The organism is Sulfurimonas sp., from assembly GCF_041563035.1.
Taxonomy (GTDB): Bacteria; Campylobacterota; Campylobacteria; order Campylobacterales; family Sulfurimonadaceae; genus Sulfurimonas.
Window position 1 is genome coordinate 100,930 of sequence record NZ_JBFFNS010000001.1, and the last position, 25,792, is coordinate 126,721.

The 25,792-nt window shown below is 34.6% G+C and carries 25 protein-coding genes, 2 tRNA genes, 1 other RNA gene and 1 pseudogene; 15 read left to right on the forward strand and 14 right to left on the reverse strand.

Annotation, left to right across the window (positions count from 1 at the left end; translation table 11 throughout):
- The first annotated feature begins 80 nt into the window (after window positions 1-80).
- The 5 genes and pseudogenes from ABZC13_RS00475 to ABZC13_RS00495 all read left to right on the forward strand — a co-directional run bounded on the left by ABZC13_RS00475 (window position 81) and on the right by ABZC13_RS00495 (window position 3,170).
- Window positions 81-254, forward strand: coding sequence for a hypothetical protein (locus ABZC13_RS00475; RefSeq protein ID WP_372998364.1), 174 nt, complete (start codon window positions 81-83; stop codon window positions 252-254).
- Between the two features lie 204 nt (window positions 255-458).
- Window positions 459-995 carry a hypothetical protein gene (locus ABZC13_RS00480; RefSeq protein ID WP_372998367.1) on the forward strand — a complete coding sequence of 179 codons (537 nt, stop codon included), beginning with the start codon at window positions 459-461 and terminating at the stop codon, window positions 993-995.
- Between the two features lie 46 nt (window positions 996-1,041).
- A pseudogene (locus tag ABZC13_RS00485) lies at window positions 1,042-1,770 on the forward strand (endonuclease).
- A 1,007-nt stretch (window positions 1,771-2,777) separates the two neighbouring features.
- Complete coding sequence (locus ABZC13_RS00490; RefSeq protein WP_372998370.1) at window positions 2,778-2,930, forward strand: hypothetical protein; 153 nt, start codon at window positions 2,778-2,780, stop codon at window positions 2,928-2,930.
- Between the two features lie 36 nt (window positions 2,931-2,966).
- The gene (locus tag ABZC13_RS00495) at window positions 2,967-3,170 is read left to right on the forward strand and encodes a hypothetical protein (protein WP_372998373.1); all 204 of its coding nucleotides are present in this window, start codon (window positions 2,967-2,969) and stop codon (window positions 3,168-3,170) included.
- Between the two features lie 135 nt (window positions 3,171-3,305).
- Here ABZC13_RS00495 and ABZC13_RS00500 read toward each other — a convergent pair whose 3' ends face one another.
- Window positions 3,306-4,517 carry a tyrosine-type recombinase/integrase gene (locus ABZC13_RS00500; protein ID WP_372998376.1) on the reverse strand — a complete coding sequence of 404 codons (1,212 nt, stop codon included), beginning with the start codon at window positions 4,515-4,517 and terminating at the stop codon, window positions 3,306-3,308.
- Between the two features lie 158 nt (window positions 4,518-4,675).
- Window positions 4,676-5,052: a transfer-messenger RNA gene (ssrA, locus tag ABZC13_RS00505) on the reverse strand.
- A 162-nt stretch (window positions 5,053-5,214) separates the two neighbouring features.
- On the opposite strand from ssrA, the gene ABZC13_RS00510 reads away from it, so the two are divergent.
- Together ABZC13_RS00510 and ABZC13_RS00515 are read left to right on the forward strand one after the other, a co-directional pair.
- Window positions 5,215-5,652 (forward strand): hypothetical protein, encoded by a 438-nt coding sequence (locus ABZC13_RS00510; RefSeq protein WP_372998379.1) that lies wholly within the window; start codon window positions 5,215-5,217, stop codon window positions 5,650-5,652.
- Window positions 5,653-7,764: a hypothetical protein gene (locus ABZC13_RS00515; protein ID WP_372998382.1), complete on the forward strand. Its 2,112-nt coding sequence runs from the start codon at window positions 5,653-5,655 to the stop codon at window positions 7,762-7,764.
- A gap of 331 nt (window positions 7,765-8,095) precedes the next feature.
- Here ABZC13_RS00515 and ABZC13_RS00520 read toward each other — a convergent pair.
- The 4 genes from ABZC13_RS00520 to mraY all read right to left on the reverse strand — a co-directional run bounded on the left by ABZC13_RS00520 (window position 8,096) and on the right by mraY (window position 10,582).
- Window positions 8,096-8,171 (reverse strand) — tRNA-Phe (locus ABZC13_RS00520).
- Window positions 8,172-8,200: 29 nt separating this feature from the next.
- Window positions 8,201-8,276 (reverse strand) — tRNA-Phe (locus ABZC13_RS00525).
- A gap of 41 nt (window positions 8,277-8,317) precedes the next feature.
- Entirely contained in the window at window positions 8,318-9,520 is a 1,203-nt protein-coding gene (gene murD / locus ABZC13_RS00530) for a UDP-N-acetylmuramoyl-L-alanine--D-glutamate ligase (protein ID WP_372998385.1), read from the reverse strand.
- Window positions 9,521-10,582: a phospho-N-acetylmuramoyl-pentapeptide-transferase gene (mraY, locus tag ABZC13_RS00535; RefSeq protein WP_372998388.1), complete on the reverse strand. Its 1,062-nt coding sequence runs from the start codon at window positions 10,580-10,582 to the stop codon at window positions 9,521-9,523.
- Window positions 10,583-10,656: 74 nt separating this feature from the next.
- Between mraY and gpmI the strand changes: the two genes are divergently transcribed.
- From gpmI to accA, 5 genes are all read left to right on the forward strand, one after another.
- Complete coding sequence (gene gpmI / locus ABZC13_RS00540) at window positions 10,657-12,132, forward strand: 2,3-bisphosphoglycerate-independent phosphoglycerate mutase (protein WP_372998391.1); 1,476 nt, start codon at window positions 10,657-10,659, stop codon at window positions 12,130-12,132.
- 53 nt (window positions 12,133-12,185) lie between these two features.
- Entirely contained in the window at window positions 12,186-12,932 is a 747-nt protein-coding gene (gene fabG, locus ABZC13_RS00545) for a 3-oxoacyl-ACP reductase FabG (RefSeq protein ID WP_372998394.1), read from the forward strand.
- A gap of 63 nt (window positions 12,933-12,995) precedes the next feature.
- Window positions 12,996-13,223 carry an acyl carrier protein gene (acpP, locus tag ABZC13_RS00550; protein ID WP_372998397.1) on the forward strand — a complete coding sequence of 76 codons (228 nt, stop codon included), beginning with the start codon at window positions 12,996-12,998 and terminating at the stop codon, window positions 13,221-13,223.
- A 97-nt stretch (window positions 13,224-13,320) separates the two neighbouring features.
- Window positions 13,321-14,538 carry a beta-ketoacyl-ACP synthase II gene (locus ABZC13_RS00555; protein ID WP_372998400.1) on the forward strand — a complete coding sequence of 406 codons (1,218 nt, stop codon included), beginning with the start codon at window positions 13,321-13,323 and terminating at the stop codon, window positions 14,536-14,538.
- Between the two features lie 12 nt (window positions 14,539-14,550).
- A complete protein-coding gene (gene accA / locus ABZC13_RS00560; RefSeq protein ID WP_372998403.1) occupies window positions 14,551-15,486 on the forward strand; it encodes an acetyl-CoA carboxylase carboxyl transferase subunit alpha in 936 nt (311 codons plus the stop codon).
- A gap of 16 nt (window positions 15,487-15,502) precedes the next feature.
- On the opposite strand, the gene ABZC13_RS00565 is transcribed toward accA, so the two are convergent.
- Genes ABZC13_RS00565 through ABZC13_RS00585 form a run of 5 tightly spaced genes read right to left on the reverse strand, consistent with a single transcriptional unit; the run spans window position 15,503 to window position 19,825 of the window.
- Window positions 15,503-16,324 (reverse strand): 3'-5' exonuclease, encoded by an 822-nt coding sequence (locus tag ABZC13_RS00565; protein WP_372998406.1) that lies wholly within the window; start codon window positions 16,322-16,324, stop codon window positions 15,503-15,505.
- 38 nt (window positions 16,325-16,362) lie between these two features.
- Window positions 16,363-16,947, reverse strand: coding sequence for a phosphoribosylanthranilate isomerase (locus tag ABZC13_RS00570; RefSeq protein WP_372998409.1), 585 nt, complete (start codon window positions 16,945-16,947; stop codon window positions 16,363-16,365).
- On the reverse strand, window positions 16,947-17,588 hold the full coding sequence (rpe, locus tag ABZC13_RS00575; RefSeq protein ID WP_372998412.1) for a ribulose-phosphate 3-epimerase: 642 nt from the start codon (window positions 17,586-17,588) through the stop codon (window positions 16,947-16,949). The genes ABZC13_RS00570 and rpe overlap by 1 nt, the downstream gene beginning before the upstream one ends.
- Before the next feature lie 48 nt (window positions 17,589-17,636).
- Window positions 17,637-19,031 (reverse strand): chemotaxis protein CheX, encoded by a 1,395-nt coding sequence (locus ABZC13_RS00580; RefSeq protein ID WP_372998415.1) that lies wholly within the window; start codon window positions 19,029-19,031, stop codon window positions 17,637-17,639.
- Complete coding sequence (locus ABZC13_RS00585; RefSeq protein ID WP_372998417.1) at window positions 19,028-19,825, reverse strand: HDOD domain-containing protein; 798 nt, start codon at window positions 19,823-19,825, stop codon at window positions 19,028-19,030. The genes ABZC13_RS00580 and ABZC13_RS00585 overlap by 4 nt, the downstream gene beginning before the upstream one ends.
- A 170-nt stretch (window positions 19,826-19,995) precedes the next feature.
- On the opposite strand from ABZC13_RS00585, the gene rpmB reads away from it, so the two are divergent.
- Genes rpmB through argJ form a run of 3 tightly spaced genes read left to right on the forward strand, consistent with a single transcriptional unit; the run spans window position 19,996 to window position 22,501 of the window.
- Window positions 19,996-20,184, forward strand: a complete 189-nt coding sequence (gene rpmB / locus ABZC13_RS00590) for a 50S ribosomal protein L28 (protein ID WP_013326380.1) — start codon at window positions 19,996-19,998, stop codon at window positions 20,182-20,184.
- Window positions 20,185-20,202: 18 nt separating this feature from the next.
- The gene (locus tag ABZC13_RS00595; protein WP_372999429.1) at window positions 20,203-21,333 is read left to right on the forward strand and encodes a TrkA family potassium uptake protein; all 1,131 of its coding nucleotides are present in this window, start codon (window positions 20,203-20,205) and stop codon (window positions 21,331-21,333) included.
- A complete protein-coding gene (argJ, locus tag ABZC13_RS00600; protein ID WP_372998420.1) occupies window positions 21,326-22,501 on the forward strand; it encodes a bifunctional glutamate N-acetyltransferase/amino-acid acetyltransferase ArgJ in 1,176 nt (391 codons plus the stop codon). The genes ABZC13_RS00595 and argJ overlap by 8 nt, the downstream gene beginning before the upstream one ends.
- 30 nt (window positions 22,502-22,531) lie before the next feature.
- On the opposite strand, the gene ABZC13_RS00605 is transcribed toward argJ, so the two are convergent.
- The 3 genes from ABZC13_RS00605 to ABZC13_RS00615 are packed head-to-tail and all read right to left on the reverse strand — an operon-like array spanning window position 22,532 to window position 25,781.
- Window positions 22,532-23,143, reverse strand: a complete 612-nt coding sequence (locus tag ABZC13_RS00605) for a trimeric intracellular cation channel family protein (protein ID WP_372998422.1) — start codon at window positions 23,141-23,143, stop codon at window positions 22,532-22,534.
- A gap of 9 nt (window positions 23,144-23,152) precedes the next feature.
- A complete protein-coding gene (locus ABZC13_RS00610; protein ID WP_372998425.1) occupies window positions 23,153-23,680 on the reverse strand; it encodes a gamma carbonic anhydrase family protein in 528 nt (175 codons plus the stop codon).
- Window position 23,681: 1 nt separating this feature from the next.
- Window positions 23,682-25,781, reverse strand: coding sequence for an RNA degradosome polyphosphate kinase (locus ABZC13_RS00615; RefSeq protein WP_372998428.1), 2,100 nt, complete (start codon window positions 25,779-25,781; stop codon window positions 23,682-23,684).
- Between the last annotated feature and the right edge of the window lie 11 nt (window positions 25,782-25,792).

The window sequence follows — 25,792 nt, forward strand, 5'->3', positions numbered from 1 at the left end:
GAAAAAATTATTTATAAGTCTAGTATTTATTATTACATCATTACTAGCACAAACTAACGTAAATGATAGCAGTAAGAATAATGAAATACAAATTCCAAAACAAATTTGTAAAGACAGTAAAAGTCTTGAAATCAAGAAAAGAGGTTGTTGTTCCTGACATGGTGGAGTCAGTGGATGTTCAAGTGGTCGTGTTACTTGTAATGATGGTACCTATAGTCCTAGTTGTACCTGTTATGTACCTACAGCTCCATTAGGGTAAACAAATGAAACCAAAAGCCCATAAGCTCATAGCCGAAAAGACACTCAAATCTTCTAAATTAAATTTAGGTTTTTCTCCTAGAGAAATTAAGTGGATACAAAGAGGAAGTTCATTATAAGATTGGTGGTCACCAAGACAAAGAATTAGAAATTGGCACTTTTATAAAGCTAATGACTTCATCCAAGAACAAGAGTTTTATATGCTTGGAAAATCTTATACGACATCAGAGAAAAGAGTTGAAAAGCTAATATCTAAATTAAAGAGTAAAATAGGTAACAAAAAGCGATTCAAAACATTAGGTCGCATTATTCATCATATCCAAGATATGAGTACCCCATCTCATGTAATACCCATCTTTCATGGTCCAGGTAAGGAAGATGTTTATGAAACATATATGATGACATATATAGATAACGATATAGATTTTATAACAGATGTTAAGATCATAGATAAAGCGGATGATTTTAGAAATATTTATGAGAAATTTGCATTAATGTCATTAGCACACTTAAAAGATAAACCAATTCCATTATTGGATGGTTCTGCATCTAGTATCAAGTATGACAAGATATGGACACCTTACCCACAAGCACAAGACAACAAATATATTGGATTCGGAGATTTCGGTGAATATGGAAATTGTTTTAACGGAAAGGTTTTAGAAGATGCTACTCAGATAGATATTAAAGAGATATACAAGCACTTCAGTACACAAGCAGCACCAAAGTACTTATGAAGCTCTTTTGTACTTTAAAGATACCTACAAAGGCAAGTAATCTTATATGAAAAAACTTTTACTTCTATTACTATTAGCTACACTTCTTTTCTCAGCAAACACATCATTCTCCAAATCAAAAAAACAACTTCGTAAAATCTACAGAGATCATCAAACAACAATTTACTGTGATTGTAAATACAACTACAAAGATAAGAAAAACATGATTGACAGAGAGTCATGTGGATATAAACCTCGTAATGAAAGAACTAAAAAAGGTAAAGTTAATCAAAGAGCTAGACGTATAGAGTGGGAACATCTAATACCTGCTGAAAATTTTGGTCGTCAATTCTCTTGTTGGAGAGAAGGTAATAGTAAGTGTGTAAGTAGTAAGGGTAAAGCATATAAAGGGCGTAAGTGCTGCGAGAAGGTTAATAAGAAGTATAAAATCATGCAAGCGGATATGCATAATCTATTTCCGGCAGTAGGTGAACTTAATGCTGATAGAAAAAACTTTAGATTTGACTTTGAGTTAGCACAACCAAAATAATATGGTGAGTGTCAATTCAACGTACTGTTTAAACAAAAGAGAGCTAAAGTTAGAGAAGAGATAAGAGGTGTAATAGCTAGAGATTATCTTTATTTCAACAAGCAGTATAAAATGAAACTCTCAAAGCAAGAGGTGAAAAAGTATAAGGCTTGGAATAAACAGTATCCAGCCGATAAATGGGAGATAGAGAGGAACAAGAGAATCTCTAAGATTCAAGGTAACGTAAATACATTCATTAGTAGATAGTAGATATAGCTATAATAGTAAATATAAACTACTTATTAGCAATTTCAAATATATTCTTGAGTAAATCCTTGTATATTCTAATTGCTGTCTCCATAGCCCTTAAAATCAGTAATACTATAATGACCTGAAAATCAAGGCAAGTTTAATCATTCATAATTTTAATATGCTGATAATATAAAAAATACTACTCGGTGTTTACTTTAGTAAAGAGACGAACATTTTGTTTCACTTTTTCACTTTGTAATCATCTTTATTGAAATTCTAAAAAATAACTAATATAACTCGCTGAAGCCCTAGTTTTAGGCCCTTTATAGCTGTATGTTTAAAATTAAGCACAGCTATTATTACTAATTTACAGCAATTATGAATGGTACTTTCAATTAAAATAGTGATTTTTGCAATGCAGACCACAAAAATATATACAATTTTAAAGCCAAGCTTGGAAATAATGAATAAAAAACAAAGTAGACTTAGAAAAAGTGAGTGAATAATCAAAGGAAACACACACAACTTCTTCCAATGCGTATATATATAGGGTTCACAAAAATACTAAAGTGCTCGCACATGACTTTTGCTCCACGCTCACATTGCTGTTGCAGCACTCGCACATTACTTTTACATCTCTCCCACTTAAATGTTCTACATTATTCACTTGTATTATGAAGAAAAATTAGACTTGATTGTATTTTTTTATTATATTGTTCATAAAATTAAAGGCACTACTTTGTAGGGGGATGTCCTACTCCTCCCTTTGACGAGGCGAGCGGTTAAACTTTTGCTAATAGCTTTAAGGGAGGAGCAGAATCATGATAAAGGAAGTCTTTCTTTGGATAGTAAGAGTACCAGCTCTTGCTGTTCCATAAAAACAAAACCTTTCCCAAGTATAACTTACAAAAATTAAAAAATCAAATGATAACCGCTTGACAGTTTTTTTCTTTTTTGCGAGAATATAAAACAATGTGGATTTATTAAAGGCTAAATAAACAAGCAAACGAAAAGGATAAAAAATGAATGTACAAGTTAAGATAGTTTCAGAAGATAAAAAATATAAACAGGAAGATAAGAATAGGCATATAAAAAATATCGGATATGTGCATATAATTGCTTTACTTTTATTTTTATACTCTGGGTATACAATAGACAATTTCAATGATGAATAAAACGCAGTAGTCTACATAATACTAGTTGGTTGGAGCATGAAGTTTATATATAACTCTATGGATCTGTTAGTTTTGAAAAGTCTAAACAATAAAAATGATGAAGAATTTGAAATATCTCGAGAAAACTATCAAGTAGCTGTTGATTTGGCAAAAAAACTAGATAAAACGGTTGACGAAGTAATTACCGAAGCTTTTGAAGAGTTTACACAAAAGCATAATGACAAACTAAATATTAAATAATTACTGTCTACTTACTTTTGTACTAAACGAAGTAGGGTAAAAGATTTTATTCCAATAGCTTCAATATTCATTACTTCGTTAAAGTGCAGGTCAAAGTATTTATTGGTCAAGCCACTTTCTAAAATAATAAAGTGTTTATTTCTTTGCATTAATTATAATTTTTGTTAAGTAATCACTCCACCACTGCATCATCGATGTTCTGTCTTCAAGGTATTTAGCTCGATTATATGCTTGAGATACACTTGAACCTATAGTGTGTGCAAGTTGAGTCTCTATAACATCATGTGCATAAACACCTTTCTCATGTGCAATTGTACTGAAGATGCCTCTAAAAGAGTGAGCTACAATTTCATCTCTAGTGTAATCCATTCTTCTTAGTGCTCCAACAAGTGCATTATCGCTCATAGGTGACGTTTTACTTCTTATTGATGGAAAGAGTAGGGCGCTATCATTTTTTGCATCCTGAAGTAGTTCCAGTACTTGTTCAGATAATGGTACTATCAATTCTTTTTTAGTTTTCATTTTTGACGCTGGAATAATCCATTGTTTAGATTTGAAATCTATTTCATCCCACTGAGCCAATCTAATATTAGCAGGTCTTACAAAAGTATGTGCAATCATTATTAATGCTAGTTTAGTTGAAGTATTTCCTGTATATTCTTGTATCGCTACAAGCAGTGTTCCTAATTCCTTTGGATCCGTAATAATAGGATAGTTTGTTGTTTTCTTTGCACCTATTACATCTGATAGTTTTATATCAGAAGCTGGGTTTCTTTCAATTTCATCAGGATAATTACTAATTGCTTTCTCAAACACTCTTTTTATTGAGCTAAAAACTTTACGTGCACTTTCCACCGCTCCCCTGTTTTTAATTACATGCATTATCTTGATGATATGTTTTGCTTTAATATCATTCATATACATTTTGCCTATTATTGGATAGACATCTTTTTTAAAGCCTTTGATAGTTCTTGTTATATGAGTATCACTTAGTTCTGAACTGATTTCTATAATGTACCACTCAGACCATTCCTTAAAAGTTTTTTGTACAACTTCTTCTTTATGTTGTACAACTATTTTAATAAAAGGATCTCTGCTTTCAGTTGCAAGTACATTTCTAGCTTCGTTTCTTTTAGCACGAGCATTTGCAAGTGTAGTGTCAGGGTATATTCCAAGAGAGACTTTTTTTATTTTGTCATTGTAGTTGTATCTAAACCTCCACCACTTGCCACCATTTTTATTTATTTCAAGGTACATGCCGCCACCATCAGACAAAGTGTATGTTTTATCTTTAGCTTTTGCATTTTTAATTTGAGTTTCTGTTAATGGTTTCACGGTTCTTGCCATTGTACAACTCCTGTTGATTTAGCAAAAGTATACAAAATAGTACTTAAAGTTGTACTTAAAAGTATAGATTTATATGTACAACTATGGACTTGTACGGACAAATATTTTTTAAAAGTTTCCTATTTTATGGGTTTATTAGGGGGTGAGAAAGTAATTAATGGTGGAGCTGTGGAGAATCGAACTCCAGTCCGAAACCACGCTACTCCTAACGTCTACATGCTTAGAAAAGCTGTTAAAGTTTAATCTTGCTTCACACAACTTGCAAAGCTACACAAGACGAGCCTCGGGATTCGTTTTAAGCTGAGACAGACTTAAAATATATCTACATAAGGGTTATACTCCGAATCCTATCTATCTAGAGTCCATAGGTGGAGCAGCCCGCCTCCTGAGGAGGGGTTAAAAACTTAAGCTACTGCTAAAGCTGGGCGATAATTTGTATTGTTTGCGTTTAAGCAATTTTGAGCCGTGTAACGGAAATGCTCAGTCCGACATGCAGTCAGAAGCTACTTGATCCCGTCGAAACCAGGTCAGCCCCATATGGTTGTAATTATAGCAAAGTTTAATTGCACATATGTAACTATTTGATTTTTTATTAAAAAAGATTATACAAATACGTCACTATAATGTAATAAATTAGTGTAAAATAATAACCATGAAAAAATTTATTTTAATATTTTTTTTATTTCAGCATCTACTAATGGCAGATAGTGCTATACAAAAAAAACAACTTTTATCTCCAGAAGCTACACTTGAAGTCTTAGAAGTATTAAAAGAACACGCTATTGTCTTTGGTAGTGGTAAAGATGAAATACACACTTTTATAGATCCATACTGCGAACTCTCTCAAAGATACATATCTTTCATGTTTAAAAAGAAAGATAGAATGTTTAAAAAGTACAAACTATATTTTTATCTCTTAGAGCTAAAAGGCAAAGATTCATCACAAATGATTTCTACAATACTATTATCAGATAATAAAGAAGACTTACTGAAGTCTGTGATGGTAAACCACGATGGTGTTGAGGAAGACGGTGAAGCAGATGCTAGTGAGATAATAGATGTAATCTCAGATGCTGCTAAAAAGATAGGGGTATTTAAAAGACCCTATATAATCATAAATGGAAAGGTCAAATAGATGAAGATTAAACGAAATCTTTTTAGCATCATGCTACCTTATTATAAATATATTCTTTTTTTAAAAATACACAGAGCTAAAGTACTGATATTTTTTATTGTACTCTTCATTCTATCCCTTGCCAGTATCAACAAACAAGGATTCTCTTACGCGGATAAATCACTTTGGATAAATGGAAGTAAAGAGTATAGTAAATTATTGACACTAAAACATCCATCCCACAATATACAAAAATTTGAAGTTGATATATCTGATGATGGTATAACGAGAGAATCTATAAAAATTTTAAAAGATATTCATAGAGATTTGAGCGATAAAAAAGGGGTATATGCTGTAAACTCACTGTTTGAACAGACTCATATCTTTAACAACAAAGTTAGTGAAACCCAGTCTATGACAGAGATAGTTTCACTGCTAGATAGTACAAATGAGTATGTAGTTGATGAGCTGCTTGAAAATACCAGAACATATGCAAACTTTATGGATGGGAAAAAAATCATATTTTATCTTGTCTCAGATGCAGAACTGTCATTTAGCGAGTTTGATATTAAATATCCGTTTGAATATTTTCAAGTAAATGAAAATTCCCATTTTAAAGACTTCCTGCTCTTCTCTATTTTGTTTGTCATCATTGCGGTATCATTTACTATAGCCTTTAAAAGTTTTTTACCGACTCTGCTTGGAGTTGTCTTCATCTTTACATCTACTCTTTTTACCGTAGTCCTTTATCAGATCATCTCTCCCTCGAGTGTTATTCATATTTCTATAGTTCTTCTCGCAGTGACAGTCTCTGTCATGGACTTTGTGTACATATATTATAAATGGCATGTACTTCAAAGAGACAAGAGTAAAGAACTTGTCCTTTATAGAGTTATAGCTAGAATATTTTTACCTATACTATGGACTACATTAGTCTCAATTATCGGTATTGGTTCTCTGGTATTTGTTGACTCTCAAATCCTAAACGCGATAGGGCTGAATGTTGTTTTATCATCACTGGTAGGATTTATTTTGAGTTTTACACTCTTACCTGTTATGTTGGACTTTTTTGAACAAGCAAATCCGCAATTAATTACCAAAGATACTTCAAAATATATTGCAAACAAAGAGAGTCATTATAAAAAAAGGGTACTAAACGTATTTTTGATTATGAATGTTTTCATATTGCTTTACGGGCTGTTTGCATATATTAACAAGCCTATGAATGTTGCAAGTGATAAGTCAGATACGCATATACAAATAGCTTTAAGTGAAAAAGGGATAACTCCTGATTCTCTGCTAGAGATTCAAAATATTCAGTCTCTTCTCAAAGAGAATTTTAAAGAACATCTTAGATACGAGTCTGCTTATACGGAGATAAAGAAACTATATACACAAGAGTATCCCGGAACAAGATTTGACGTTGACAATATTGACATAGCGTCATATATATTTATGTTTGAACTATATGGAGTTACAGACAGTATTATGACAAACGAGCATCCGATAATAAATATATATTTGGACTCTGCAGACTTGAAAACTCAGGTTTTACAGTTCATACGAAATGAAAATATTCTGATTCAAGATCATTCAAGTTTGCTCCATATGGCAAAGATCGACAGTATAAATACTCTTTTTGGAGTCGTATTCTTCGTGCTGTTTTTGATAATGAGTATAATCTACTATATGACTAAAACAACACAGTTTATGTTTATCTCTTTGATTGTAAATGTGATTCCGCTCTCTCTCTTTTATGCTGCGGTTATGTTCTTAGAGATACCGTTATCGACAGAAATTTTAGTCTCCATGATTATAACAGCTTCACTCTCCAGTGATGCTACTATGCACTTCATAGATTACTACTACAGAAACCGTCTAAAACCAAGAACTTCTGAGAAAACTATCGAAACATCATTCTTGTATGTTGGAACGCCGTTGGGGATGGGAAATATTATATTGATTTTGACATTTACCGCACTTATATTTGTTCCGGATTCTACTGTGTCAAACATAGGTGTTTACAGCTCTATACTAGTTACTATTTCGTTAGTAGTTGATCTTGTTATATTACCTGTACTATTTTTAAATATGATAAAGAACAATAAGCTTGTTAAAGGTTATTACCACTAAGAATAAATATTATTTAAAATTTAATCGATAGGTAATAGCTAATATCAAATAAATTTTCATTATTAAGATAATTGTTCTTGTAATAAATAATAAATGAAGGCTTTGTTGTTGTCTCATACTCGCTATCTACTAACCAATCATGATATACCCAGTGTATAAACCTTAGTATATGTTCTTGCTCATCAGTTATATATTGACAGTTGTTTAGATCGGTTATAGTTGGATTGTCATGCAATAAAGCTATCATCTGATACTTATTTACTTTATGTATCAGTTTAATCAGGTGTTGCACTTGGTTGTTGAATAGGCAAAAAAAGTTATGTTTTGAAGGTGGTGGCCAATCTCGGAATCGAACCAAGGACACACTGATTTTCAGTCAGTTGCTCTACCGACTGAGCTAATTGGCCACGGTAATGGTTATAAAGTCTTTAAAAGGTGGTGGCCAATCTCGGAATCGAACCAAGGACACACTGATTTTCAGTCAGTTGCTCTACCGACTGAGCTAATTGGCCATCTTTTAAAGAGCGACATTATAGCCCCTGTGCGCTGAAAGCTAGCTTATGTTTCGTACGGCTTCTTTAAATTCATCGCCTCTTTGCGCATATGAGCTAAATTCGTCAAGGCTGGCTGCTGCTGGAGAGAGCAGGGCAACTTCATTTTCTTTTAGATTTTCATCTATTTTAGAGATAGCATCTGCTAAGTTTAAACATAGTTCAAAGCTTACCTTGTACTCTTTTGCCAGTTTTGATAGTTTCTCTTTGTTAGATCCTATGTTATAGATGATAACATCTATGTTTTGAAGATACTCAAACAGCTCATTTAAATCAACACCTTTATCATCACCGCCAAGTATAAGATGGATGTAGGAGTCTTTATACCTTTTCAGTGCTGCTATGCTTGCATCTATGTTAGTCGCTTTGGTGTCATTTACCCATAGACGACCTTTTGCATCTCTGAGTTCTTCTTGTCTATGTGGATCAAGAACAAAAGTGTTGATTTTGTCATAATCTATTTTGTCAAAAAGTATTTTATCAACTGCGATAGCCAAAAGAGCATCTGCGAGGAATGCACCTTTAAAGTTTACTTTGTTTACATCTATACCGAAGTGCTCAGCTAAAGAACTTTCGTCTTTATAAGTGATAAGATGAGCGTCTGTCTCTACATCTTTATAAGCATCCGGGATGATTGCTACTTCTCCCTCTTGCATGGATGATAGAGGCTTTAGTTTTGCATCTATATACTCTTGCATACTTCCGTGCCAGCTAAGGTGATCAGGACTTAATGGAAGAAGAACATATATGTTTGGAGCGGCCATATTTGTATAGTGGATAGTAAAAGAGCTAGTCTCTAAAATCCACATCTTTGCATCTTGACTAAGTTCTGCAAGTGGAGTGCCGATGTTTCCACCTGCCTCGCTACCTTTTGGCTCAAGTAGATGCTGCATCATTTGAGTAGTAGTAGTCTTACCGTTTGTTCCGCTTATCCAGATCTTAAGGGGTAAGCTATCTGCAAAATAATCATATTCGCTTATGAGATTGTTCGCTTTTACTATAAGTGGATTTGATGGCGGGATTCCAGGCGAAGGAATCTCAACTTGCGAGTACTTTGCATTAAACTCACTTGATGGTTTAATCATAAAACCATTTTCATCACGAAAAGGTTTTGTACATTTATCATCATAAAAAATAGCATTTCCAGCTACCTTCGCGATAGCCTTTGTAGTCTTTCCATAACCAAATAGAGATAATTTTTGCATCTAACGAATCTTTAAAGTTATTAGAGCGACAAGGTTTGAAAGAATAGCAACTATCCAAAACCTAACGATAATCTTGTTCTCAGCCCATTTTTTCATCTCAAAGTGATGATGGATAGGAGCCATTAAGAATACTCTTTTTTTGCGAAATCTATAACTGCCTACTTGAAGGATAACAGATATAGTTTCTATAACAAAAATAGATCCGATAAGAAGAAGTAAAATTTCACTCTTAGAAATAATTGCCAAATAGCCTAGAAATGCACCTACAGTTAAAGAACCGCTATCACCCATAAAAACTTCTGCAGGGTGGCAGTTAAACCATAAGAAACCAGTTAAAGCACCCATAAGAGCAGCAGCAACTATGGCAACTTCCCCAACGTAAAAGTTTGGCATCAAAAGGTAAGAACTGATAGTTGCATTACCTGTGATATATATGATAATACTAAAAGAAGTAAGAGCAGCTAAAGATGGAACAGTCGCAAGACCGTCAAGACCGTCTGTTAAGTTTACAGCATTTGAAGTTGAGATAATTACTAAACACCAAAAGATGATTGAGTAGATTCCCATATCTACAACCGGTGTTTTGATAAATGGAACATAAAGATCAGTATTGAAATCTGCCATTAAACATAAAAAACATGTAACGACTAAAGAAGCCATGATCTGAAGTGCAAGTTTTGCTTTAGGTTTTAGTCCGGCTAAGTTTTCGCTTTTCTTGATTTTTGCAAAGTCATCTTGAAAACCGATAAGTGCAAAAAGTACAAGTGTTAAAATTGCTCCTACAGCATACATGTTTGAAAATTTTATAGTCATCATTGAAGCTAAAATAGTCGCACCTATAAAAACAATACCACCCATTGTCGGTGTCTTTGCTTTTTGTTGATGATTCTCAGGTGCCCATTCATTAATAGGCTGAACACTTGAAGTCCTTTGTGCCCATCTTATAAATTTTGGCATTAAATAAAGTGTAAAAGATAGAGCCAAGAAAAAAGATACACCAGCCCTAATAGTAATGTATCCAAGTATGTTAATATTTAGTAGTTCATGAAGTGCGTATAGCAAATTAATTGATCCCTTAATAGTTTAAAAACGACATTATAGTATAATTGCATAAAACTTTATATAAGGGAGCAAATTTGTCAAAAAAAGCTGTTCTGGTTATTACAGATGGTATAGGTTTTAGTCCAAAGACTGAGCATAATGCATTTCACAATGCGACTAAGCCAAACTATGATAAGTTATTTGAAGAGACTCCGCACTCTCTCATCGACACTTCAGGTCTAAGTGTTGGACTGCCAGAAGGTCAGATGGGAAATTCTGAAGTTGGTCATATGAGTATTGGAAGCGGTAGAATTTTATATCAAGATCTTGTAAAGATCTCGCTTGCACTTTCTGAAAACACGTTAGAAGAAAATAGCATATTGCAAAACCTTTTTAAAACTTCAGACAGACTGCATCTAATAGGTCTTATGAGTGATGGCGGTGTTCACTCTCATATAGATCACTTTATGGGTGTAGCAAAAATTGCGGCAAAAAATGGAAAAAAAGTATTTCTGCATCTGATTACTGATGGTAGAGATGTTTCTCCTACTTCTGCACAGAAGTATCTTAAAATAGTAGAAAGCCATTTGAATGAAAATATCCAAATAGCAACTATGGCCGGACGTTTTTACGCGATGGATAGAGATAACCGTTGGGGAAGAATCCAAAGAGCCTATGAAGCAATTGTAGACGCAAAACCAAAAACAGACTTTGAACCGGCAGGTTACATCGGATCATCCTATGCACTTGGCGAGACAGATGAGTTTGTTGAACCAACTGCTTTTGAGGGCTACGACGGTGTAAAAGACGGTGACAGTATTTTAACTATAAACTTTAGAAGTGATAGAATGAGAGAATTGGTTACTGCTCTTGCATCTACTGATTTTCATGAGTTTTCAAGAAACTATAAGATGGTAAGTCTTGCAACGATGACAGAGTATGATAAATCTTTTTCTTACCCAGTTATGTTTTCAAAAGCAGCACCTAAAAATACTCTTGCAGAACTTATTTCATCTAAAGGATTAAGACAATTGCATACGGCTGAGACTGAAAAATATGCTCACGTAACATTCTTTTTAAATGGTGGTATAGATGAGCCGTATGAGAATGAGACAAGAGTTCTAATACCTTCTCCGGATGTAAAGACGTATGATATGAAACCGGAGATGAGTGCACCTGAAGTTGGTGAGACAGTATTAAAAGCTATGGATGAAAATTATGACTTTGTAGTTGTAAACTTTGCAAACGGTGACATGGTAGGACATACAGGAGATGAAGAAGCGGCGATGGTTGCAGTTACTACTGTAGATGAGCAACTTGGAAAAATCATAAAAAAAGCAAAAGAGAATGATTATGCTGTCGTTATTACATCTGATCATGGAAACTGTGAAGAGATGAAAGATGAAGATGGAAATACTCTAACAAACCACACAACTGGAAAAGTGTGGTGTTTTGTTATGGCTGATGGTGTTACAAAAGTAGAATCAGGCGGACTAAACAATATAGCTCCGACTGTTTTAAAACTTATGGATATAGAAATTCCATCTGAGATGGATCACTCTTTAATATAGTACGGCAAAGGAAGTAGTTCCTTTATAAATTTAAAAATGGAGAAATATACAATATGAAATTTAGTGGAAAAAATGTTTTAGTTACAGGTTCAAGTCGTGGTATTGGTGCAGAGATTGCAAAAACTTTAGCTGGTTTTGGTCTAAAAGTTTGGATTAACTATAGAAGTGGTGCTGTAGAAGCTGATGCTATCAAAGAGACAATCGAAGCTGCCGGTGGAAATGCTGCTGTTATCGGGTTTGATGTTAGTGATGAAGCAGCATTTGTAGATGCTATTAAAACTATAGTTGATAGTGATGGTGAACTTTCGTATCTTGTAAACAATGCAGGGATAACAAATGATAAACTAGCACTTAGAATGAAGACTGAAGACTTCATGAGTGTAATCAATGCAAATTTAACTTCATGTTTTATTGGATGCCGTGAGTCTATGAAGGTTATGAGAAAGAAAAAGTTCGGTTCAGTTGTTAATATAGCTTCTATTGTTGGTGAGACTGGAAATGCTGGTCAGACAAACTACTCTGCATCTAAGGGTGGAGTAATCGCAATGAGCAAAAGTTTTGCAATTGAAGCTGCTACAAGCGGTATTCGTTTCAACACAATTACACCGGGTTTTATTGCAACTGAGATGACAGATGCTCTGAGTGATGAGATTAAAGAGAGTTTCACATCTAAAATCCCAATGAAACGTTTTGGAAATGCTACAGAAGTAGCAGAAGCTACGGCATTCTTACTTTCAGACCACTCAAGTTATATTACAGGTGAGACATTGAAAGTTAATGGCGGGATGAATATGGCATAATAGTTTATTTAAGCTATATATGTTATAATTTCGCGATTTTATACTAAAAACATAGGAGCTATGATGGCACTTTTAGAAGATATTAAAGAAGTAGTAGTTGAGCAATTAAGCGTTAACCCGGATGAAGTTAAAGAGGACGCAAAATTTGTTGAAGATTTAGGTGCTGATAGCCTTGATGTAGTTGAATTAGTAATGGCTCTTGAAGAGAAATTTGATATTGAAATCCCTGATGATGAAGCAGAGAAAATTCAAACTGTTGCAGATGTAGTTGCATATATCGAAAGCAAATAATTCACACTAAAGTGTTTTTTGAACCCAGCGAATAGTCTCTAATAGACTTTGCTGGGTTTTGTAAAATATTTTATAATTTTATCATGGAGATTTTTAAATGAGAAGAGTAGTAGTAACTGGTATGGGCATGATAAATGCAGTTGGTAATGACAAAGAAAGTGCATTCAAAGCGATTTGTGACGGAGAGTGTGGAATTGATGAAATTACACTTTTTGATCCTTCAGACTACGCTGTTAAAATAGCTGGTGAAGTAAAAGACTTTGACCCGGCAACTGTTATGGCACCAAAAGAAGTTAAAAAAGCTGACAGATTTATTCACCTAGGACTAAAAGCTGCTCAAGAAGCAATGGCAGATGCTAATCTTCCTGAAGATACAGATATGGAAAGATTCGGTATTAGTGCTGGATCTGGAATCGGTGGTCTTCCTGCAATAGAAAAAAATTCAATAATCATAGAAACTCGTGGACCACGTCGTATATCTCCATTCTTCATCCCATCTGCACTTGTAAATATGCTTGGTGGTTTCGTTTCAATAGAACACGGAACAAAAGGTCCAAATCTTTCAAGTGTAACTGCATGTGCTGCAGGTACTCACGCAATCAGTGAAGCTGTAAAGACAATTATGTGTAACGGCGCTGAAAAAATGTTAGTAGTTTCTGCTGAATGTGCCGTAACTGGTGCCGGTGTTGGTGGATTTGCTGCGATGAAAGCATTATCAACTAACAACGAAAATCCTAAAGGTGCTTCTCGTCCATTTGATGCAGACCGTGATGGTTTTGTTATGGGTGAGGGAGCAGCAGCTCTAGTTCTTGAAGAATATGAAACTGCAATAGCTCGTGGTGCAAATATATATGGAGAAATCGTTGGTTTCGGTGAAAGTGGAGACGCTAGCCATATTACTACTCCAAGCCTTGACGGTCCTGCTCGTGCTATGAAAGCTGCATATAAAATGGCAGGTGAGCCTAAACTTGACTATGTAAATGCGCATGGAACAAGTACACCTATCAATGATAAAAATGAGACTGCTGCTGTTAAAGACCTGCTTGGTGGAAAAGAAAATTGTCCTCCAATGAGTTCAATCAAGGGTCAAATCGGTCACTGTCTTGGTGCTGCTGGTGGTATTGAAGCTGTTACGTGTCTAATGGCAATGAGAGATGGAATCATCCCTCCAACAATAAACTACACTACACCTGATGAAAACTGTGATTTAGATATCGTTCCTAATACTTCTAGAAAAGCTGAACTAAATGTAGTTATGAGTAACTCATTTGGTTTTGGTGGAACTAACGGTGTTCTAATTTTCAAAAAAATCTAACAAGGATTTAATTTGGCAACATACTTAGACTTTGAATACAAAATTAAATTTATTCAAGAAGATATTATTTCTGCACGCGTTCGTCACGATGAAGGTGCTTTAGAATCTCTTCAAGAAAACTTAGATAAAGAAGTATCAAAAATATTTAGTAATCTATCTCCATTTCAGCAACTTCAGCTTGCTCGTCATATTGATAGACCATACGCTCTAGACTATATCAACTTAATCATGCGCGATAAGTATGAAATCCATGGAGATAGACACTTCCGTGATGATGCTGCTATCGTATGTTATTTAGGTTACATTGGTGAAGAAAAAGTTATGGTTATCGGTGAGCAAAAAGGTCGCGGTACTAAAAATAAAATAAGAAGAAACTTTGGAATGCCTCATCCAGAAGGTTATAGAAAAGCTCTTCGTGCTGCTAAAATGGCAGAAAAATTTAATATTCCTCTTTTGATGCTTATAGACACACCGGGTGCATATCCAGGTCTTGGCGCAGAAGAGAGAAACCAGAGTGAAGCAATCGCTAGGAATCTTCTAGAACTTGCAGAACTAGATACTCAAACTATCTCTATAGTTATTGGAGAGGGTGGAAGTGGTGGAGCACTTGCAATAGGTGTTGCTGATAAATTTGCAATGATGCGTTACTCAGTATTTAGTGTTATATCACCTGAAGGTTGTTCTGCGATTTTATGGAATGATCCTAAAAAAGCTGAAGCTGCGACAAATGCTATGAAAATTACAAGTGGAGACCTAAAAGAGTTAAATCTTATCGATGATATTATTGATGAGCCTCTTATCGGTGCACACAGAGATAAAGATACAGCCGCTGCTGCAATAGCTGATTACTTCTTAGAAAATTTGAAATCTCTTAGAGAGATGGGCAAAGAAGAACGTATGGAAGCTAGATATAATAAATTAACAGGTATTGGTGCTTACGCAGAGTAAGTGCTGCTATTTAGAGTTATTCGTTTTCTTTCTCTTCTTCTTGACCCTCTAGTAGCGGGTCAAACTTCGGTCTCTTAAACCTTTTTGCTTCTTTTGAAAACTTTATAAGATCTTCAGCAGTCTTAACATTTTTATCTATATTTTTTAAATTTTCCAGAGATATTTTAAATAATTCATATGTTGTTAGGACATCACTCATTGCTCTATGATGAGTTGCATCTGGATGAAGATGTAGGGATTCATTTAGATAAGAGAGTGCATAACGGTAAGAAACTATTGTTCTCTCTGCAAGTGCAAGTGAACATAATGAACGATTAAGAAGAGGGGCTAGCCCAATCTTTTGCATACTAAGAGATATAAATCTATAGTCAAATTTTACATCATGAGCGACAAAAATAGCATTTCCTAAAAATGTTTTAAAATCGTAAAGGACTTTTTTTAGGTTTGGCGCATTTTTTGTATCTTCAACAGATATACCGGTAATCTCTGTAATATGTTTATTTATCTCTCTACAGTAAACAAGAGATTCGAATTCATCAACAATAACACCATCTCTTACTTTTACGGCAGCTAACTCTATTATTTGATGTTTATCTATTTTAGAGCCATTTGTTTCTATATCAACAATACAAAACTCAGCATCAGCTATTGACATAAATCTTGTTGCAAAGTAGAAATAACCATGCTGTTTAACTATTTCTAAACCTTGTGAATGCCAAAGTTCAAGAGAGAAGTCTAAGTCGTCGTTCAACTGTGGTTTGAGATTGTCAATGCAGAGACCTTTGGAGGCCAGCTTATGGATGCTTTTAGAGTCAAGTATAAAATCTTTAGCTAGCATTTATTATAAAATCTTTAACTTTTGAATTTCTGAGTTTATTACTTTGCATTTTCAATAAAAGCCTTAACTTTGGAGACTTCTTTAACACCATGTGAGATCTCAACACCGCTGCTAACATCAACACCATAAAAGCCATACTCTTTTAGTGATGCAACATTGCTTGCATTTAGACCGCCTGCTAGTATTATTTTAGAGCAGTCTATATCTTTAAACCACTCTATATTTAATCTTTTTCCAGCTCCGCCGTAAGCTTCACAGTATGCGTCTACCAATCTATACTCATCTGAGTATTGTAAAATATCCTTAGCTTCTTTTGCTCTTATGACTTTGATATATGGTATAAAAAGCTGTTCATAAAGTTCATCTGAAGCTTCAAAATGGATTTGGGCAAGAGTACATCCTGACTCTTGAATATAAGAATTGATGACTTGTGCATCTACATTCACAAATAGACCGACTTTTTCTACAAATGGAGGAAGCTTGGATATTATTTTTTTAGCATCTGATGGAGTAATATATCTAGGTGATTTTTCATAAAATACAAAGCCAAGTGCATCCACACCGGCATCTATTGCATCCATAGCATCTGAGTAAGATGTAATCCCACATATTTTAGTTCGCATTATATCTGTAGGCTTTTAATAGCTTCTTCTTTTGAAGCATGTTTAAACACATAACTTCCGGCAACCACAACATCAACACCTACCTCTTTAAGGCTCTGAATGTTTTTATCACTAACTCCACCATCAACTTGGATAAGACATTTAGGGTTTATTTTCTTTCTCATCTCATTAAGCTTTGAGGCTTTTGGAATTACGCTATCTATAAAACTCTGTCCGCCAAAACCAGGATTTACACTCATTAGCAGAACCATGTCCAGGTCTTGAAGAAGATACTCTACTGACTCCGGTGGTGTATGAGGATTTAATACAATTGCAGGTTTTATACCTAAAGAACGAATCTTCTGAATAAGTTTATGTGGATGTTTCTCTTCTTCAATATGAAAAGATATATATTCAGGCTTTAAAGGTGCAAAAAGCTCAACAAAAAAAGTATTATTTTGTACCATTAGATGAATATCAAGAGGTTTAGTAGCACACGCAGCAATTGCCGAAATAACAACGGGTCCGATTGTGAGGTTTGGCACGAAGTGCCCATCCATAACATCTACGTGAACTAAATCACAACCTGCATTACAGATTGCCTCAACATCTCTTTGTAGATTACCAAAATCTGCCGAAAGTACACTCGGAGCTACTTGCACAATATCACCTCTTTTTTTTAATTATGAAATTCTACTATGAAGTTACTTTTATCTAGTTAAGAAAAATAGAAACTTATCATTATTAAAAGATAAGTCTACTTGAACACCTTTTCTATTTTCTATCACTTCAAGAAGACTGTCTACATCATGGTAAGTTCTTGGAAGAGTAATATCTACACTAATTCTTTCATCTGAAAGAAGAGTTTTGATTTTACCTCCTACAATATTTACAAGCTCTGCCAGAGTATCAAGTATCATTTCCATGTCGTCAGTTTCTTCACCTATAAGAAGTTCACAAGCTTTTTTAGCAATCTCTTTTGGAAAAACTAAAATTACCATTCCATCTATATCTCCATAATAACCAATCGAACTTGCAATTCTGTCTGTTTTGTCGGTAATAGCAATTTTTTGAACTTGGGCAGACTGTTTTACAGCTTCAGAATTTGTCATCATCTCTATAGTCGCTACAGTTGCGTCTATAAATCTTGGAAGCTCGGTAACAGTTTGTTTGTTAAGCATTCTTTTACTTTTAACATTAGCCGCACTACTAGCACCTAACTCTTTTAAAAGATCTTTGTTTTGAAGTATGTCATCCATTTGTTCGAAAAACATAATACCAGAATCTTCAAGATTTTCTTTGAAAACTTCCGGAGTCTTCTCAAAAGTCATTCCAACAAAACAGATAGTCGCATTGTACTCTGCTGCTGAACTTGCAAGTTTTGAAAAAAAGTTTAGAGCGTGAATATTCATACTTATAACTTTATATGCATCAAAGATAAATAGTCTAAACCCAACATTTAGAGAGTTATTATGATACTGTATATTAAACTTGTTTCCTATCTCAGCATCTAAGAAAGATGTAATAGAATAGATGATTGCATTCCCTGCTACACGAGTAGCGATGGACTGTCCCATCTGTCCCAAAAATGTAGAATCAATTACATAGTCATAAGCCTCTTTCTTTGAAGCCTTTTCTTTAAAATCCTCTTCTGTTTGTGCTATAACAGGATTATGACCGTTATCATGTAACTCAATCGCCATAGCAGTACGCTGAGATTTATCATCGCTGTAGAGCAGAACATTTTTATTTTGGTTTTTAAAGCTTGATGAAAAAAGATATGCAATATCTATTGTCTTAAAAAGTGAAAAATGAATATCGTCTTTGTAAAATATTTTTATAGCATTATATTTTTTAGTATCATAATCACAAAAACCGACTGTTGCTTGATTGCTTTGACGAACTTTTACGAAAAGTTTTATAAAAGCGTCCAGACCGTTTTTGTTGAAAAACACTACTCTTTTTAGAGATACTAAAATCATATCTACTTTCAATGCAGAAGTTGCAGCCAAATCATCCATGCTTAAAAATGAGTTACAACTGTTGCCGTCTAAAAAGCCTTGAGGAGAAAAAATGCCTATTCCATTTTTAACTACCGGTCTCATGCTATATCCATTAGTGTTGCAAAATCTTCATAAATATCACCAACATAGTCTACTTGAAAGTCTATGAAATCATTTAAACCGGCTTCTATGAACATGGGCTGAGATAGCTCATAAAAAAGAAGTAGGTGCATCCATTTTCCAAGAGTGTTGATTTTTTCATCTTCAGATGGTTTCAATCCAGAAGAAGCTTGAATGATTTGAGCAATTTCTGATGGCATTTCCCATTTAACTGATATTTGTTCACAAATATCGAAAATACCGACTCCGCAAAGACGAGTTAGTATAGTATTGTAATCAAGGTTTTTAGCACTTCTCAAAAGATTTACATCATCTATTTTTTCGTTAAATAGTGCTTCAGATACAATGATGCTAGCAGGAAGAAGAGCAATTGAACTGGAAATATTTTTATCATCTATAGACAGATGTTGTAAAATTTGTTCCCATCTTTTTGATAGTTTTGCCTGAAGTTCATGGAATGATCTTGAGTTTAATTTAAATAGAACCCATTTACCAGGACTGAGTAGAGTTGTCATGTAGTTGTAAACTGTCTGCTGTGAACCAGATACACCCAATATCCCAAAGATTTGAGATACATCAGTGACTTCATTTGCAAAGCCATATATAGGTTTATTAACCAACTCTTTTAGATATGCTGAAAGTGCCAAGTCAGTCTGTGCAGCTTTGGACGCCTTTATAAGTTCACCTGCATTAAGAAGTGTCAATGTTTCTTTTAGCGCTTGAGGCGCAGGTGGGATTTTGTTAATATATTCATCAATTTTATCTTTTGTTATCATCCGCGCTTCATTTGTTGTTGATTTGTCTATATTTTAGCTGTATAATAATAAAACAAATATTAAAATTGTTGTATCAAGCATTTATAGCTAGGCAAATATACCTTTAAGCTGAAGTTTTGCTTCGTCTTGGTACAATTCGCAACTTTAAAAACCTAAACAAGGAAGCTAATATGGCAAGAAGATGTGCTATTAGTGGCAAAGGCCCTATGAGCGGGAACAATGTTTCTCATGCTAAAAACAGAACTAAGCGTCGTTTTTTATTAAACCTAAGAACAGTGCGTATCACATTAGAAGATGGTACTACGAAGAAGATAAAAATCTCTGCAAGAGAATTACGCACACTTAAGAAAAACTCGTAAAGAGAACAGGAAAATATGTTGAATCTTTTACAAAGGATTCGCAAATTCCTGCACTGGGAGTCTGCTCCCAAACCTGACGTAAAACTTCTTCCTGAAGTTTACCCTCACCTCAAAGCATTTCGTTTACCCCTAATTTTAACAGTTATGACTATGTTAGTAGGAACTGTCGGATATGTACTTATCGACAATTTTACGCTAATGGACGCTGTATACCAAACTGGTATTACCTTTACTACAGTTGGATTTGGAGAAATAGCTCCAGTTTCTGATGGAGGAAGAATATTTACCATTACTCTTATTATTGCCGGATTTGCAACTTTTACAAGTGCAATCGGTATTTTAATCGCAGAGTTAAATAGAGGTACTATTATCACGATTTTAAAGGAGCGAAGAATGTTGTATAAGATAGCAAGGTTAAAAAAACATTTTGTGGTCTGTTACCATAATGACTATACTCTTGAAGTAACAAAACAGCTGAGAAAAAATCATATTCCTTTTGTTGTAGTTGATCCAAGAGAAGAGATTCATGAATGGGCAATAGAACACAACTACCAAACATATTTAAAAGCAGAACCACACGCTGAACTCTCTATGTTAAAAGCCCATCTTGCATCTGCAAAGGGTCTTATAACACTATCTGATTCTATTGCAGATAATATTGCTCTTATTGCTTCTGTTAGATTGTTTGAGAAGGAACATTTTTTACCAAGACCGTACTATGTAATCTCAGCAGCTGAATCTATGAGTGATGTTGAAAAGCTGAAAAAACTTGGTGCTGATACAGTTGTATCTCCAACAAAACTAACAGCTCAAAGAGTTAGTGCTATGGCTGCAAGACCGGATATGGAAAATCTTTTAGAAGAGTTTCTTTATAAAAGTGATAATCCTCTAGATATGGAAGAAGTAGAAGTTCCAAAGTATAGCTGGGCTGTGTTGAAAAAGTTAAAAGAGACACATATGCGTCAAATAACTAATACTTCAGTTATTGGTATAACAAAAAAAGATGGTAAATTTATATCTATGCCCAAGGGTGATGTACTTATCACAAGTGAGTGTAAACTTCTTATTATCGGTTTACAGACAGATATTAAAACTACAAAAGAACTTTTGAGAAAAAGAACTAAGCCTAAGGAGCTAAGATTTGTATAAAATAGTTCAAACTACAGGTGGAGTATGTGCACCTGAGGGTTTTTATGCTGATGGAATAAGTGCAGGACTTAAAAAAGACGGTGCTTTAGACATGGCATTTATTTACAGTGAAAATGAGTGCGAGATAGCTTCGGTCTTTACTACTAACAAGATGTTTGCTGCTCCTATTAAACACTTTAGGGCAAAGGGTGAGTTTAAGACAAACTTTGTTTTAATAAACTCAAAAAATGCAAATGCTATGACTGGTCAAGCTGGAATGGATGATATAGATGAGATTTTAAGCAATTTAGAAAATGTAACAAATCCTATCATGAGTTCAACCGGTGTTATTGGTGTTAGACTTCCAAAAGAAAAACTGATTAATGGTCTTAAGCAGTTTGATACTTCAAAAAGAGAAGCTGCTAACGCTTCAAAAGCAATCATGACAACAGATGCATTCTCAAAAGAGATAGCCCTGAATGTTACACTTGATGATGGCAGCAGCTTTAATATTGGAGCAATGGCTAAAGGTGCCGGAATGATAAATCCGGCTATGGCAACAATGCTATGTTTTATAACTACAGATGCTGACGTTTCAAAGCAAGAGATGCAGGGTATTTTAAACGAAGTAACCAAAACAACATTTAATGCAATAAGTGTTGACGGTGACACTTCTACAAACGATACTGTTTTACTTCTTAGCAATGCTAAAAGTGGAGCTTATGAAGCTCAAGCATTTAAAGAAGCACTATTTAAAGTTATGCACTTTTTAGCTCTTGAGATGGTAAGAGACGGTGAAGGTGCTACTAAACTTGTAACATATAAAATCACTGGTGCAAAAAGTGATAGAGAAGCTGAAATTGTTGCTAAAACATTATCAGACTCACTTCTTGTTAAAACTGCACTATTTGGTGAAGATCCAAATTGGGGAAGAATAGCTTCTACAGTTGGAGCAAGCGGAGTCGAAGCTTATGAAGAAAAGCTGAGAATTTCATTTGATAATCTATGTGTTTATGACAGAGGAGCATTAAACTTCGATGCAGAGATGGAGAAAAAATGTGCCATTGTTATGGGACATAAAAAGTTTACTATCTCTTGTGACCTAGGTGTCGGTGAAGGAAGCTTCAAAGCATACGGCTGTGATTTAGGTCATGAGTATGTAAATATTAATGCGGATTATAGAACTTAAAAGACTAAATGAGTTATTCTCATTTAGTTACTAACTTAACTTCGGTAGATGCCACTCTCTTTTAAACGCAATAAGTCTAAGTATTATAGATAAAACAGCTACTGACACAATTGTTACTTCATTTAAACTATCAATGAGTTCTAAACCTGCTAGAAGTAGGGCAACTATAACCGCAATGGAACCGTAAAAATCACTTATAAGAACAGTTGGTACTTGATTTATCATGACATCTCTTGTAACACCTCCACCAACTGCTGTAATGAAGCTAAGTATCACAATACCAAAAAAATTAAACTCTGAATTTATGGCAAGAAGAGCACCTGTAATGCTAAAAGCAACAAGACCGATTGTATCGCTTACAACAAACACCCACTTTCTCTCAATTGATGTTTTTTTATATAGTTTAAAAATGTAGGCAATTAAAATTGTTGTTATGAGCGTCATTGCCGGGTAGAGTGAAGTAAACGCAAAAGGAGCTGAACTAAGAATCGCATCTCTAATAATTCCACCACCAAGAGCAGTAAGTGCAGAAGCTATAAGAATACCAAGTATGTCTAAGTCATTTTTTATGGCAATAAGAAAACCACTGATGCTAAAAGCGATTATTCCTATGATGTCCGCAACTATAAAAAATTCTGGCATCTGTTTGACCTATTCTTGATACTCGTTTTTAAACTCTACATATCTTGAAGCAGATGCATAAAGTTCTTTGACCTCTGCATCGTTTAACTCTCTAACGACTTTAGCAGGACTCCCCATGATTAGTGAGCGTGGAGGAAATACTTTGTTTTTTGTAACTAATGCACTAGCTCCAACGATACTCTCTTTACCGATTACTGCACCGTCAAGTATAGTAGCACTCATCCCGATTAGACAAGCATCTTCTATCGTGCATCCATGAAGCATAACCCTATGTCCGATTGTTACATCATCACCGATTATAGTTGGATTACCATCGCTCTTATCAGCTTTTTTGTAGTGAGTAACATGAACCATACTAAGGTCCTGGATGCTAACTCTGTCTCCAATTTTGATGTAGTGTACATCGCCTCTTACTACACTACCAAACCAGATAGAACAGTCGCTTCCACAAGTTACATCACCAACTACATCTGCTGATGGTGCAATCCAAGTGTTTTCTCCAAGCGTAGGCTCTACACCTTTAAAAGGATAAGTCATATTAACTTTCCATAAAAAGACGAGAAGTTATTTGGGCTACGCTTCTTTGAGTCTCTTTTTTACTTGCTTTTGAGATTTTATTTACATATTCCTCTAGGAGTTTATGGTTATTTATACTTTTCTCATCTTCAACTGCTTTGACTTTTATATATGAACCATCACTTTGAAGTTCATGTGCAAGAACATTATCAGAACATTGAAGTTTTAAAATTTGGATAATCTGAGTTTGTGCTTCTTCATCTTTTATAGCCGTTAAGAGCTCGATTCTTCTAACAAGATTTCTTGGCATCCAGTCAGCAGAAGATATATAAACCTGGGCAGCATCGTTTTTGAAGTAAAATACCCTTGGATGTTCTAAATACTTGCCTAAAATTGAGATAACTCTAATGTTCTCACTAACACCTTCTATACCAGTTTTAAGACAGCAGATTCCACGAACAATTAGGTCTACTTTTACACCGGCTTGGCTGGCTTTATATAGTGCACGGATTACATCTTCATCAACTAGCGAGTTTACTTTTGCAATGATCTGTCCATCTTTACCTTTTCTTGTCTCATTGTGAATTAGAGAAAGAATTTTTGGTTTGATTTGGGCAGGTGACATATATAGCTCATCCAGTTTACCTTTTTTACTAAAGCCTGTCAGGAAGTGGAAAAATCTTGTAAGGTCATTTGTAACTTCATCTTTAGAAGTCATATAACTTATATCAGTATATATTTTTGCAGTTGCAGGGTTATAGTTTCCTGTACCTATATGTGCGTACTGTTTTAGCTTTCCATTTTTTCTTCTAGTAACAAGAGCTGCTTTAGCATGTACCTTGAAACCCCTAATACCATAGATAACATGTGCTCCGGCCTTTTCAAGTGCTTTTGCCCAGATAAGGTTGTTTTCTTCATCAAATCTTGCTTTTAACTCAACCATAACTGTTACTTGTTTACCACTCTCTGCAGCAGCCATAAGTGCTTGAACGATAGGGGAATTTGTACCGGAGCGATATAGTGTCATTTTTATTGATACAGTATCAGGATCTTTTGAAGCATTTTGAATTAGTTTTATTACAGGTTCAAAGCTGGCATAAGGATGATACATAATTATATCTTCTTTTTCTAAAGTTGCAAAAATATTTTCACTGCTGTCAAATGGGGGTAGAGTCCTTGGCTTAAATGGTTCTGCTAAAAGATGAGCAAAGTTTTTATTTCCTACAATCTGCCATAAACTTGATTGATTTAAAAACGTATGAAACTTATAGATATCATCTTTGTAAACATTTGTATGACGGTTGAAGAAATTAATAATTTCCTCATCAGAATCACTACCAACTTCGAGTCTAACCATCTCACCTTTACGGCGAAGTTTTAAACCTTCTTCAAGAATTTCCATAAAGTCATCAGCTTCTTCTTCTTCGATTTCCATATCGGCATTTCTTGTAACTCTGAATGATGCATATTTTATAAGCGTATAACCAGGGAATAAATCTTCGATATGCTGAGCAACTAATGATTCTATAGGAACATATATTCCATTGTTCAGTTCAATAAATCTACTTAAAACTCTTGGAACTCTAATGATTCCAAATCTCTCAATAGTTTCATCATCTGAATCAGACAGTTTTACAATCAGCCCAAAACTAAGGTTGTTCAAGTGTGGAAACGGGTGAGTCGCATCTACGGCAATAGGAATGATAACAGGATATATATTTTCTTTAAAAAACCTGTTTAGAGTGTGCTTCTCATGCTGGTTTACTTCATCGTATGACTTTACAAAGATTCCTTCTGGCTCAAGTTTTTTAAAGATACCGCCCATACAGTGTTCTATAACTTGTTGCTCTTGGTGAAGATATTTTCTAATCTCACGAAGTTGTTGCATTGGTGTTAGCTTGTCTGCACCAGAGACAATGATCCCAGCTGCAAAAAGCTTTTTAAGCCCTGCAACCCTGATCATATAAAATTCATCTAGGTTTGTTCCATAAATTGCTAAAAATTTAAGACGTTCTAGTAGTGGAAGTGATTCATCTTGCGCCTGCTTTAAAACTCTTGTATTGAATTGTAACCATGAAATCTCACGGTTATTATAAAGGTCTGGATTTTTAAGATTTAACATATAGTAGCCTG

Coding starts and splice junctions, on each gene's coding strand:
- ABZC13_RS00490 (WP_372998370.1), top strand. CDS start 2,778: ATGAATGTACAAGTTAAGATAGTTTCAGAAGATAAAAAATATAAACAG.
- ABZC13_RS00480 (WP_372998367.1), top strand. CDS start 459: ATGCTTGGAAAATCTTATACGACATCAGAGAAAAGAGTTGAAAAGCTA.
- ABZC13_RS00605 (WP_372998422.1), bottom strand. CDS start 23,143: ATGCCAGAATTTTTTATAGTTGCGGACATCATAGGAATAATCGCTTTT.
- ABZC13_RS00580 (WP_372998415.1), bottom strand. CDS start 19,031: ATGAGACCGGTAGTTAAAAATGGAATAGGCATTTTTTCTCCTCAAGGC.
- murD (WP_372998385.1), bottom strand. CDS start 9,520: ATGCAAAAATTATCTCTATTTGGTTATGGAAAGACTACAAAGGCTATC.
- ABZC13_RS00555 (WP_372998400.1), top strand. CDS start 13,321: ATGAGAAGAGTAGTAGTAACTGGTATGGGCATGATAAATGCAGTTGGT.
- fabG (WP_372998394.1), top strand. CDS start 12,186: ATGAAATTTAGTGGAAAAAATGTTTTAGTTACAGGTTCAAGTCGTGGT.
- ABZC13_RS00510 (WP_372998379.1), top strand. CDS start 5,215: ATGGCAGATAGTGCTATACAAAAAAAACAACTTTTATCTCCAGAAGCT.
- acpP (WP_372998397.1), top strand. CDS start 12,996: ATGGCACTTTTAGAAGATATTAAAGAAGTAGTAGTTGAGCAATTAAGC.
- ABZC13_RS00565 (WP_372998406.1), bottom strand. CDS start 16,324: ATGCTAGCTAAAGATTTTATACTTGACTCTAAAAGCATCCATAAGCTG.
- ABZC13_RS00500 (WP_372998376.1), bottom strand. CDS start 4,517: ATGGCAAGAACCGTGAAACCATTAACAGAAACTCAAATTAAAAATGCA.
- ABZC13_RS00585 (WP_372998417.1), bottom strand. CDS start 19,825: ATGATAACAAAAGATAAAATTGATGAATATATTAACAAAATCCCACCT.
- rpmB (WP_013326380.1), top strand. CDS start 19,996: ATGGCAAGAAGATGTGCTATTAGTGGCAAAGGCCCTATGAGCGGGAAC.
- ABZC13_RS00475 (WP_372998364.1), top strand. CDS start 81: ATGAAATACAAATTCCAAAACAAATTTGTAAAGACAGTAAAAGTCTTG.
- ABZC13_RS00515 (WP_372998382.1), top strand. CDS start 5,653: ATGAAGATTAAACGAAATCTTTTTAGCATCATGCTACCTTATTATAAA.
- ABZC13_RS00610 (WP_372998425.1), bottom strand. CDS start 23,680: ATGACTTATCCTTTTAAAGGTGTAGAGCCTACGCTTGGAGAAAACACT.
- ABZC13_RS00615 (WP_372998428.1), bottom strand. CDS start 25,781: ATGTTAAATCTTAAAAATCCAGACCTTTATAATAACCGTGAGATTTCA.
- ABZC13_RS00570 (WP_372998409.1), bottom strand. CDS start 16,947: ATGCGAACTAAAATATGTGGGATTACATCTTACTCAGATGCTATGGAT.
- ABZC13_RS00495 (WP_372998373.1), top strand. CDS start 2,967: ATGAAGTTTATATATAACTCTATGGATCTGTTAGTTTTGAAAAGTCTA.